At 35.8% G+C, this 11,244-nt stretch carries 9 protein-coding genes; 7 read left to right on the forward strand and 2 right to left on the reverse strand.

The features are described from left to right. Positions 1 to 180 precede the first annotated feature (180 nt). The 5 genes from HU235_RS15430 (at position 181) to HU235_RS15450 (ending at position 7,199) form a co-directional block, all read left to right on the forward strand. Positions 181 to 1,374, forward strand: a complete 1,194-nt coding sequence (locus tag HU235_RS15430) for a sensor histidine kinase (protein ID WP_174880771.1) — start codon at positions 181 to 183, stop codon at positions 1,372 to 1,374. Positions 1,375 to 1,391: 17 nt separating this feature from the next. Then, the gene (locus HU235_RS15435; RefSeq protein ID WP_174880772.1) at positions 1,392 to 2,039 is read left to right on the forward strand and encodes a response regulator; all 648 of its coding nucleotides are present in this window, start codon (positions 1,392 to 1,394) and stop codon (positions 2,037 to 2,039) included. Positions 2,040 to 2,612: 573 nt separating this feature from the next. Next, positions 2,613 to 4,817, forward strand: a complete 2,205-nt coding sequence (locus HU235_RS15440) for an MMPL family transporter (protein WP_174880773.1) — start codon at positions 2,613 to 2,615, stop codon at positions 4,815 to 4,817. Between the two features lie 303 nt (positions 4,818 to 5,120). Then, the gene (locus HU235_RS15445; protein WP_174880774.1) at positions 5,121 to 6,344 is read left to right on the forward strand and encodes a cytochrome P450 family protein; all 1,224 of its coding nucleotides are present in this window, start codon (positions 5,121 to 5,123) and stop codon (positions 6,342 to 6,344) included. An 87-nt stretch (positions 6,345 to 6,431) separates the two neighbouring features. After that, positions 6,432 to 7,199, forward strand: coding sequence for an SDR family NAD(P)-dependent oxidoreductase (locus tag HU235_RS15450; RefSeq protein ID WP_233452239.1), 768 nt, complete (start codon positions 6,432 to 6,434; stop codon positions 7,197 to 7,199). Positions 7,200 to 7,476: 277 nt separating this feature from the next. Here HU235_RS15450 and HU235_RS15455 read toward each other — a convergent pair whose 3' ends face one another. Next, positions 7,477 to 8,370 carry a LysR family transcriptional regulator gene (locus tag HU235_RS15455; RefSeq protein ID WP_174880776.1) on the reverse strand — a complete coding sequence of 298 codons (894 nt, stop codon included), beginning with the start codon at positions 8,368 to 8,370 and terminating at the stop codon, positions 7,477 to 7,479. A 178-nt stretch (positions 8,371 to 8,548) separates the two neighbouring features. Between HU235_RS15455 and HU235_RS15460 the strand changes: the two genes are divergently transcribed. After that, the gene (locus HU235_RS15460) at positions 8,549 to 9,022 is read left to right on the forward strand and encodes a nucleoside deaminase (protein WP_145580565.1); all 474 of its coding nucleotides are present in this window, start codon (positions 8,549 to 8,551) and stop codon (positions 9,020 to 9,022) included. Between the two features lie 17 nt (positions 9,023 to 9,039). Then, the gene (locus HU235_RS15465; protein WP_174880778.1) at positions 9,040 to 9,747 is read left to right on the forward strand and encodes an ankyrin repeat domain-containing protein; all 708 of its coding nucleotides are present in this window, start codon (positions 9,040 to 9,042) and stop codon (positions 9,745 to 9,747) included. Between the two features lie 106 nt (positions 9,748 to 9,853). Here the strand turns inward: HU235_RS15465 and HU235_RS15470 are convergent, their stop codons facing one another. Continuing rightward, positions 9,854 to 11,155 carry a DUF5667 domain-containing protein gene (locus tag HU235_RS15470; RefSeq protein WP_174880777.1) on the reverse strand — a complete coding sequence of 434 codons (1,302 nt, stop codon included), beginning with the start codon at positions 11,153 to 11,155 and terminating at the stop codon, positions 9,854 to 9,856. Positions 11,156 to 11,244 lie beyond the last annotated feature (89 nt).

An 11,244-nucleotide genomic window follows, 5' to 3' on the forward strand; every position in this document is an offset into this window, starting at 1 on the left:
CTTTAAGTACTCATTGCACAATTCGCATATGAGTACTTTTTTATGCCCGAAACTTATGCATTCTAGTTTAAATATTAATAAGAAATAGAAAAAAGGTGATAATTATTTGTACGAAAGGGCATGAACTAGAGGGCAAGAGTTTTATAAGCTTTTCTATTATAATTAACCTAGGTGATAAATATGTTGAAAATGAATAAATACCGTAATTCAATTTATAAGATTTCAGAGCTGCTTGAAGTCACAAGAGTGCCTATTTTATTATGGATTATCTTAGTTTATATTGCAGCATTAATCCTACAATTTATTAGTGAACCGATTATTATCCAGAGCATTGCCTTTACATTCATCACTGCACTCCATATTTTCTTATATTGGATATGTAATTTGCTTATCGGCAATTATCGATGGTTATATTTCTTAGTTCAAGGTACCTTAATCATAAGCTCAGCTTTTCTAGTCCCAAGTGGTTCCCCAGTTATCCTTATCGGGTTATTACCGATATTAATCGCTCAAAGTATCACGATCTTTCAAAATAATATAAAGGTATTTATCGTTTTTATTATTCTTTATGCATTATATTGTCTATCGATCGGATTCATTTATGGTGTTGAGGAACTACCGATTTTTATCCCGATTTTATTTGTTATCTTAACGATTGTCATTTTTTATTCGGTTACTTATAACCGACAGGTAAATGCTAGGGTGAGAATGGAGTATTATTTAAAAGATTTAGAACAGGCGCATCGTAAGGTGGAAGAATTGACTCTTGCAAATGAAAGACAACGTTTGGCTCGGGATTTACATGATACATTAGCCCAAGGTGTAGCGGGCCTAATTATGCAGTTAGAGGCAATTGAAGCCCATATAAAAAAGGGGAATACTGCAAGAACGGAAGAAATATTAAAAATATCTATGCAACAAGCAAGAGATACATTAAGTGATGCAAGAAAAGCTATAGATGATTTACGGGCAAAAGGAATTGATGAGATTGATTTCTATCAAGCTTGTATTGATATGGTTAAAAAGTTTTCTGAGGCTAACCCAATAGCAGTGGAAGATGAGATTGAACCTGTTCACAACCTCTCAGGGATAAAAAAGGAGCATAGTCTTTATATCCTTAGTGAATGCTTAACAAATATCTTGAAGCATTCACAAGCTAAAAAGGTAAAAGTGATAATTAAAAAGGAAAGAGACTTATTATTGATGAAAGTAGAAGATAATGGAGTCGGGTTTTCTACAAATCAAATAGGAAAATCAATTGGAAAATATGGTTTGCTTGGTTTAAAAGAACGCGTTCGAATTATTGATGGGGAGATTGATATTACGAGCAGTTCAAATGCTGGTACAATGATATCTGTTAGATTTCCTTTGTAGAAGAAAGGAGAAAAATAGTGAAATATAAAGTTTTGATTGTAGATGATCATATGGTAGTTCGGGAAGGACTAAAAATGATTTTAGAAACAAATGATGATTTTCAGGTAATTGGAGAGGCTGAAAATGGAGAAATAGCACTGCGAATAATTGAACATTCCAAACCAGATGTGATTTTAATGGACTTGAATATGCCAGTAAAGAGTGGATTAGAGACGATTAAATCACTGAATGAACAACAAGTTGATATCCCTATTATAATCTTAACAACATATAATGAAGATGAATTAATGGTTAAAGGGATTGAATTAGGGGCAAAAGGATATTTATTAAAGGATACTAGTCGGGAGCATTTATTCCGAACGCTTGAGTCGGCAATTAGAGGTGAAACTCTACTACAACCAGATGTGATGCAGAAGCTACTAAATAAAAAGGAAAAGAAACAAAATGTGGTTCCAAGTTTCGACAGATTTACATTAACTGAAAAAGAGCTATTTATTCTGCATGCAGTAGCAAAAGGCTTTCGTAGTAAAGAAATAGCTTTCGACATGGGGATTGCTGAAAGAACAGTAAAGGCGCATCTTACAAACATTTATAATAAACTTGGGGTGAATACTCGAGCAGAAGCAGTTGCGATTGCGATGGAAAGAGGTATGATTCATTTATAGTTACAAATGTTTAAAAAAGTCACTTAACGGTTTAAGTGGCTTTTTTATATTGGTTTCTTTCTATTCAGACTTGGTGATTGTCCTATGTATTTTTTAATCTATTAGTAAAGTAGCTTTGAACATTGAAGGAAATCACTATGCAAATATCAGCAAACAGACAAAATAATTTGAGTAAGTAATTTTTGTGATTGCTTTAGTTTTTCGTATTGTATATATTTCCAAAGGAGTAGCCTGTTTCCTTTTTTAAAGTTGAGACAGATAGATTGGTTTTAAATCCACCTTTTCCGAAGGCTCCTGTATTGATAGGTGCTCAATGAAGTAATTGAAAACATGTTTTTATAAAACCGAATCAGTTTTAATTGGTTATTCGTTTTTTAAAATTTCTAAATATAAAAATCACTCATTGTATAAACGAAAGCTAAAGGAGTAGCTTCTATTATGGATTATTTATTGCCCGATCGTACATTTTGGCATTTGCCCCTATGTACGATTTTTTATATGGTTTTCTATCATAAAATGAGGAGGTATTAAAGCTTATTTTCGATTAGCGTAAGAAAAGGAAGGAGATTTATTTTGGCTAAATTACTATACAGAATAGGAAATTGGGCAGTTCATCATTATAAAAAAGTAATAGGAGCTTCTATTGGGATTTTAGCAGTAATGGTTATTGCCGCTTTAGCAATGGGGCCTTCATTCGAAGAGAACATGTCCATCCCTGGAACTGAATCTGAAAAAGCTCTTAAAGGGGTTGAAAGGGAGTTTCCACAGCCGGACGATGCAGGTGGAGAGGTTCAAATTATATTTAAAGCACCTAAGGGTGAAACACTTGAATCTGAGAGTGTCTTGAACAAGATGGCAGAAGTTCTTGATGAAATAAAGGAAGAAGATAAACATGTTGTTTCTACTACTACACCACTTGAATTAGGAAATTTAAGTGCTAATAAAATGATTGGATACGCATCAGTTGTTTATGATATCCCGGCAGACGAGGTGTCAGATAAATCAAAGGAAATAGTCTTAGAAAGTATCGAAACAACGAGAGATGCTGGCATTCAGACAGAGTTAGCAGGATCTGTAGCTTTTTCGGAAATGGAAATTGGCGGAATAACAGAAGTGATTGGGGTAATTGTTGCGTTTGTTATTTTAGCAGTTACGTTTACATCCTTCCTAGTAGCAGGTATGCCGATAATAACGGCTGCAATTGGTCTAGGAATAGGATTAATGCTCATTTTAATTGGAACAAACTTTTTTGAAATAACCTCTTTTTCTCTAACATTAGCAACTATGTTAGGGCTTGCTGTAGGAATCGATTATGCACTTTTCATTGTTTCTAGGTACAGACAACAGCTTGCACAAGGATACTCAGTAAAGGAATCGGTAGCAATTGCTAATGGAACTGCTGGTAGTGCAGTTGTATTTGCTGGGATTACCGTGATTGTTGCCTTGCTAGGACTTGGAGTCGCAGACATTCCATTTTTAACAGCGATGGGAATTTCAGCAGCAGTCTGTGTACTTATCGCAATATTAATTGCTGTTTTACTCGTACCTGCTATTCTAGGAGCGATGGGACATAAAATGGGACCTGCAAGGAAGAATTCGCTTATTCAAAGGGTAAAAGGAGCATCAAAAAACACTGACTCTAGCAAATGGGGGAACTTTGTGACAAAGCGTCCGTTACTTGTCACAATTCTCGGAATCGGTTTATTAATTACGATATCAGTACCTTTCCTCCATATGGAATTAGGACTTCCTGATAATGGGACTAAATCGGAAGAAACAACAGAAAGAAGGGCATATGATTTATTGTCAGAAGCCTATGGACCCGGCTATCATGCAAATTTAGTTGTTGCCGTTAAAACAGACAAGAATACAAAAAATCCACAGGAAACTTTAAATAATGTAGTGAAGGAATTGAATGATTTACCCAATGTAAAAGGGGTGACACCTCCTATCCCTAATGCCTCAGGTGATTTCTATATCATGAATGTAACACCTGAAACTGGACCAAATGATTCAGAAACTAACGATCTTGTTCATTCGATAAGAGACAAAGGAAAGACATTAGCAAAAGAAGATAATATTGAAGTAATGGTAACAGGGGCAACAGCAGTTAATATTGATATTTCACAAAAACTAAATGATGCTTTGCCATTATTTGCACTGTTAATTGTTGGTTTTGCTTTCATCCTTCTTGTATTAGTGTTTCGATCGATTTTAGTACCTTTAAAAGCAGTTTTAGGCTTCTTGCTTTCTTTAGGAGCAACATTGGGCTTTATCGTGTTTGTCATTCAAGATGGGAATTTACTTAATGTCTTCGGTGTACCAACAGCAAGCCCTGTTTTAAGCTTTTTACCAGTAATTGTAGTTGGGATTTTATTTGGCTTAGCTATGGATTATGAAGTATTCCTCGTTAGTAGAATGCGAGAAGTATATACACATACAGGAGAGCCACGAAAAGCAATTTTAGTAGGAATGAAAGATAGTGGTGGTGTCGTAACAGCGGCGGGATTAATTATGATGGCTGTCTTTGCTGGATTTATGATGGCTCCAGATCCAATTATTAAACAGATGGGGTTAGCACTAACATTTGGCGTACTCTTTGATGCATTCATTGTCAGAATGGCGATAGTACCAGCTGTTATGACATTAATGGGGAAAGCTGCTTGGTATTTACCGAAATGGCTTGATAAAATTCTTCCAGATTTAGATATCGAAGGGGAATCAATTATGAGAGAGCTTGAGAAAAAGGACAGTCATGTACAAGATGAAGCTGTCTAAGTAAATAAAATAATATAACGTTTCATCCTTTTAGGGGAACGGAAGCAGGAGCATTAACAGGATAATGTTCCTGTTTCGTATTTTAAGGATTTGATGAATGTTGTGAAGAATATAGAAAAATTGCTTGCCCGAACGTACATTTTTTCACATGCCCAAAAGGACGATTTTAAGCTTATATAAAGCTAATAAAATAAAGTGTGTAACGCTTACAATCATTGAAGATAACTTTGGTTTTCTTATTTTTTCTGTTACTTAAAATGTCTGTCGTTCTGCGAGATTTTCTAACCTGAAAGGAGAATGTTCATGTCCGCTAATCATCAAAATCAAACAAACACATTGAAAATTGATTTTCAAAATGAGGAATTTATTAGAAACCCCTTTCCAATTTACAAAAACATCCGGGAGTACGATCCAGTTTTTCGTTTCCTTATGCCAAATGGTCAATATGCTTGGATCATTACTAGTTTCAAAGAAGCTTCAAAAATTTTAAATGACTCCAGATTTGTAACAAACTATCCAGTACAACATGAAGTGGATGATTCAAACCTTCCCCCACATAGGGCGATCATTTCCCGCAACTTGCTTAGTGTGAATCCATCTGATCACCGAAGACTTAGACGCTTAGTTCAAAAGGCGTTTACTCCCCGAATGATAGAACGTCTTAGAGGAAGAATTGAAGAGATAACAGATGAGCTCCTAGAAAAGGTGCAGCATAAAGGAGAAATGAACCTCATTGAAGATTTTGCCTTCCCTTTGCCAATAAGAGTGATATGTGAAATGTTAGGCGTCCCTGTCAAAGACCAATTTAAATTCCAAGAATGGTCAAACCACTTAATGGAAAGTGTGAATAATCCTACTTTATCCCAACAAGCCGAAGAAGCAACAATTGCATTCGTTGATTATCTCCAGAAGCTAATTGAAGAAAGAAGAAGTCATCAACAGGAAGATTTGATAAGTGACCTAATAAAAGTGGAAGAGGAGGGGGATGTCCTTAGCGAACATGAGCTGTATGCTCTAGTATTTGTCCTAATTATTGCGGGTCATGAAACAACTGTCAATTTAATCGGAAATGGTGTTCTTGCTTTACTAGAGTTTCCTGAACAAATGGAAAAGTTAATTAATCACCCTGAGCTTATCCATTCTGCCATTGAAGAAATCCTCCGTTACAATGGACCAGCGGAAGTTAGCAACGTTAGATGGGCTATTGAAGATGTGCCAATTGGTGAGAAAATCATTAAAAAAGATGAGATGGTTTTTATTGCCTTATCATCGGCAAACAGAGATTCAAATGAGTTTATTAACCCCGACAAGTTTGATATTACGAGAGAAGTAAACAACCATCTTGCCTTTGGGAAAGGTGTTCATTTTTGCTTAGGTGCACCACTTGCAAGGCTAGAGGGGGAAATTGCCATAAGTGAGTTGTTACGGAGAATGCCAAATCTTCGTTTGAAGGGTGATGAAGATACTTTAGAGTGGCGTCATGGCATGATTATTCGTGGTGTGAAGGAAATTCCAATCGTTTTTTAGTTGATTTACACGAAATAAACAATGGAATCTATCAGGATTTACTTAGGTGGATTTTCTGTATTTATAAAAATCGAAAGGGGCGCAGTGATGAAAATGAAGGACAAGGTTGTAATGATAACAGGTGCAGCGGGTGGAATAGGAAAATATTTATCAATACGATTAGCAGAAGAAGGGGCTTTATTAGCTTTATGTGACATTAACGAAACGAGCTTAAAGGAAGTGAGGGTACTGTGTGAGAACAAAGGAGCACAGGTTTTCACAAAAGTTGTAGCTGTAGAAAACGAAGATGAAAATAAAGCATTTGTTAATGAAGTGGTTGATAAGTTCCATAAAATTGATGCTTTAATTAATTTGGCTATTGCTATTGATACACCCCATTCTTTTTTAGATCATACAATAGCAACTCTTGATAAATCTTATCGAACAGGTTTAGTGTCAACTTGGCATATGATGCGGCTGTGCTATCCACATTTAAAAGAAACAAACGGAAACATCGTAAATTTTGGCTCTGCTGCTGGCTACTTGGGATTAGAAGGTTATGCTGCATATGCTGCGATTAAGGAAGGGATACGTGGTTTATCCCGTGTTGTCGCTCGTGAATGGGGGAAGGATGGCATTACCGTTAATGTTGTAAATCCAGGTGCTATTACAGATAATATTAAAAATTACATGAGTACATTACCGGAAGAACAAAGAGATCCGGGTTTACTTGGATTTAAAGAAACAGCTGTTGGACATTTTGGTGATGTCTATAAGGATGTTGCCCCAGTTATTATCTTTTTAGCATCATCCGAATCGAAATATTTAACAGGTCAAACATTTAACGTTGATGGTGGAGTTGTAATGAATGCATAATGATATAGAATGATTCATACAAATTTTTTACGTTAATTTACAATTATTATTACCGAGAGTATAGGTATTGGCTATACTCCTTTTTTGATTTCGTCAAAGGCTATAAATACAACACATATTAATTTATCAATCTATTTAGTCAAAATATCACTTTAATGATGCATAAGGAAAGAATTATACAAAAAATCCCAAATGAGTTAATATTCGATCTTGCGAAACATAATTCATATATATCTATCACAGAGAGTGTGTGTGGAAAATTGACAATATCCCTATCCTACAACTTTTCGTATTTCCAAAAATACTCCGTTAATAAACTAGTAAAGTTCACTGCAGCCTTTGATAAATAATGATTCTTCAGCGATATTAAAGCCGTTGATGCAGATAGCTCTGTTTCTGTAATTTTTGATGCGTGAATATTGTTGCATTTGTATTGGTTTATGACAGTTTCGGGAACAATTGCGCCTCCTAAATTACTTGCTACTAAATCTAATAATAGGGAAATATCAGAGCATTCGGCAATAATGTTTGGCTTTAGCTGTGCTTTCGAAAATGCCTCTAAAATCATATAGTGAACGCCAAGTCCTTCTGTGCTTGGTAATATCAACGGGTGGTTTTCAATGCCAGCAAGTGTAATCTGTTGATGATAAGGTTGTTTTTTTTGTGCAGTAATATAGTAAAAAGGTTCTGTTTGAAGATGGATCACGGAAAAATCATTTAACTCGAGTGGTAAGCGGATAATTGCTATTTCAACAATACGGTCTCTCACTAATTGACAAAGCTGGGATGACTCATTTTGATGAATTTTATAAGTAATATTAGGATGCTTGTTGTGGAATTGCTGCAGTAATCCTGGTAATCCAGCTACCGAAAACGTATTGATTCCTAGCGTCAGTTTTCCGCTTTCCCCACTACCGACCTCCTTAACTTCGATTTTCGCTTCTTCCATTAACTGAGTCATTTGCAGTGCATACTTATATAAGGCTTTTCCTGCTTCTGTCACTCCTAAAAACTTCCCATTTCTTTCTACTAATTTTGTACCAAGCTCATCCTCCATTGCTTTTAGCTGCTGGCTTAACGGTGGCTGGGAAAGATGAAGTCTTTCAGCGGCAGCAGAAATTTTTCTTTCTTCTACAATTGCTATGAAATATCGCAGTTGTCTAATATCCATCAGTAAAGATCACCCTCCCTATATGAAAAACTTAAGTAAAACTAATTTTTTTAATATTTTTCATATACTCGATTCTAAGATACCATGATCTTAGGTGAAATGAAATTTTTCAAAGCAGTATAGTGATGCTTTTTTAGGAAGAATTATTCATCATTACTTTTTTAAGGAGTGTTATGTAATGAGTCTCGAACAATTTATGAAACTCGCAATTGAATTAGCTTATGACAATGCGAAAAATAAAAAAGGGAAACCATTTGGTGCAGTGATTGTGAAGGATGGAGAGATTGTTGCAAAGGGAGTAAACAATGTTCTTGAAACACACGACCCAACTGCACATGCTGAACTTCTAGCAATTCGTCAGGCTAGTCTCTCTCTTGGTACATCTGACCTCTCTGACTGTGAACTATTCGCAAGCGGGGAGCCGTGCCCGATGTGCTTAAGTGCGATTTACTGGGCGAACCTTAAAGGTGTTTATTATTCCTATACTGCACAAGAGGAAGAGGAAATTGGCTTAGGAACGAAATACGTATATGAGCAAATTGCTCTTCCAAAGGAACAACGAGATATAAAGTTAATAAGGCTAGATAAGAATGATGGAGAAAAGAATCCTTTTGCTCTTTGGAAGGAAATGAATAAGGCAGAGATTATTTGAATAGAGGCGAATCATTTATGTGGAAGTGGATGCTGGCATTTGTTGTTATGCTTTTGCTTCAAGGGTGTATTTCTAACACAAGCAGCGAACCGAAAAAACAAGAGAAGGGGGAGGAAAACGTGGGAGAGGAATTAAATAACCAACTGCTTCAAGCTGCAGAGGATGGAGAGGCAGATTCGATACATAAACTCCTTGAAAAAGGAGCAAATATTAATGCACAGGACTCACAAGGACGGACAGCGATGATGATTGCGACTTATAACAATGATGTGAAAACGGCAAAGGTTCTTATCGACGCAGGAGCAGATGTAAATATTCAGGATGATATGAAAAACAATCCCTTCCTGTATGCTGGAGCAGAAGGATATATAGAAATTTTAAAGCTTACAATTGAAGCAGGGGCAGACCCAACAATAACGAATCGGTATGGAGGAACAGCTTTAATCCCTGCATCTGAGCATGGATATGTGGACGTCATCAAGGAGCTACTTACTCGTACAAAAATTGATGTCAATCATGTGAATAATCTAGGTTGGACAGCTTTATTAGAGGCGATTATTTTAAATGATGGAGGAAAAAGGCAGCAGGAAGCAGTGCAATTGTTAATCGAGCATGGGGCAGATGTGAATATTCCCGACAATGATAAGGTGACTCCTTTACAGCATGCACGAGAGAAAGGCTTTAAAGAAATTGAACGCATTTTGTTAAAAGCAGGGGCGAAATGATTGTGTTGAAGCTGATATGACAATTGTAAGTCTAAAATAACGATTCCCTCTAGAAAAAAAGGATGAACCTATATTGGTTTCATCCTTAATAGTAAGATAAAGTAATTTATTTTTTACCGTTGTTACTAGCCTTTGGTTGATTTTCAGCTTTTGCTGTTTGAGTAACTTGTTTGTTAGCTTCAGCTTTTTGTTGATTTTCAACCTTTTTTGTTTGGGATACTTGTTTGTTAGACTCAGCTTTTTGTTGATTTTCAACCTTTTTTGTTTGAGCTACTTGTTTGTTAGTTTCAGCTTTTTGCTGATTTTCAACTTTATTTGTTTGAGCTACTTGTTTGTTAGTTTCAGCTTTTTGCTGATTTTCAACTTTATTTGTTTGAGCTACTTGTTTGTTAGTTTCAGCTTTTTGTTGATTTTCAACCTTTTTTGTTTGAGCTATCTGTTTGTTAGTTTCAGCTTTTTGTTGATTTTCAATAACTGGAGTTACTTTTTCAGGTTGTGCATCATTTGTTGTTTCTTTTTCAACTGTATCATCAACTGCTGGTTTTGTTTCTTCCTCTTGCTTAGCAACTGGTTCTTCAGTTGTAAATTTAGCAGCTTTTTGCTCAAGTTTTGCAAGCCTTTTATCTAATTTAGCGAAGGACTTTTGAATATTCTTCATTAGTGCCTGTTGAGCTGTTGGGTTTTTTACATGAGATAATGCAGCAGCTAATGAGTCAATGTTTTTTGCAAGCTTAATTTCTACAACATTTTCTTCAGTTAACTTAGTGGAAACTTCTTCGGCAACTATTTCTTCAGATTTTGCATCTGTTAGCTCTGCTTCCTCAGTCACAATCTCTCCTGAATCAGCCAAATTTTCAGCTGCTTTTTCTTGAATTGCAATTGCTTCTTTAAGTAATTCTTCTGCTTCTTCAGTTTTTCCATCCGCAAATAATGCATTTGCTTCTTTTATACGTTCTGCTGCAAAATCTGCTAATAGACGTGCTTCCTCATAATCTTCAAATATCACGGCAAGTTTTACCTTTTCCATCATGATTTTTACAAAATAGAAGAAATCTCCAGGTACTAAGGATGGCTCTTCGTCTTGATCAGTTTCTTCTGCGGCATCGTCTTCTGGTAAAGCTTCCTCTGTAGCCTTTTCGTTTTCAGCTACTTCTGTAGGAACCTTTTCTTCTGTTCCAACTACTGTGTCATCTTTAGTAGTAGGCTCTTCTTTTAGTACAGCAGTGCCTTCTGTACTAACATTCTCATTATTACTTTCAGTTACTGGTGCTTCAGTTGCTGTTTCTTGCGAATCTTCTTGTTCTGTTACATTTTCAGTTGCAAATGCAGATGGTACTGATAAGGATAAAATAAGTGCTGATGTTACTGTACCGCTAAAAATGAAATTCTTTAACCTTCCGTTTTTCATGTACTATTTCCTCCTAAAATTGGGTTCGATAAAGAATTCGACGAAATTTGACAAAATTATGTCCGTGTATATGAAAAATAGTATAATAT

This window comes from Metabacillus niabensis (assembly GCF_902829255.1).
In the GTDB taxonomy this organism is placed as follows: domain Bacteria; phylum Bacillota; class Bacilli; order Bacillales; family Bacillaceae; genus Metabacillus; species Metabacillus niabensis.

Excerpts from the sequence above, each read along its gene's own strand:
- HU235_RS15430 (WP_174880771.1), top strand. The coding sequence starts at position 181 with ATGTTGAAAATGAATAAATACCGTAATTCAATTTATAAGATTTCAGAG.
- HU235_RS15445 (WP_174880774.1), top strand. The coding sequence starts at position 5,121 with ATGTCCGCTAATCATCAAAATCAAACAAACACATTGAAAATTGATTTT.
- HU235_RS15450 (WP_233452239.1), top strand. The coding sequence starts at position 6,432 with ATGAAAATGAAGGACAAGGTTGTAATGATAACAGGTGCAGCGGGTGGA.
- HU235_RS15455 (WP_174880776.1), bottom strand. The coding sequence starts at position 8,370 with ATGGATATTAGACAACTGCGATATTTCATAGCAATTGTAGAAGAAAGA.
- HU235_RS15460 (WP_145580565.1), top strand. The coding sequence starts at position 8,549 with ATGAGTCTCGAACAATTTATGAAACTCGCAATTGAATTAGCTTATGAC.
- HU235_RS15465 (WP_174880778.1), top strand. The coding sequence starts at position 9,040 with ATGTGGAAGTGGATGCTGGCATTTGTTGTTATGCTTTTGCTTCAAGGG.
- HU235_RS15470 (WP_174880777.1), bottom strand. The coding sequence starts at position 11,155 with ATGAAAAACGGAAGGTTAAAGAATTTCATTTTTAGCGGTACAGTAACA.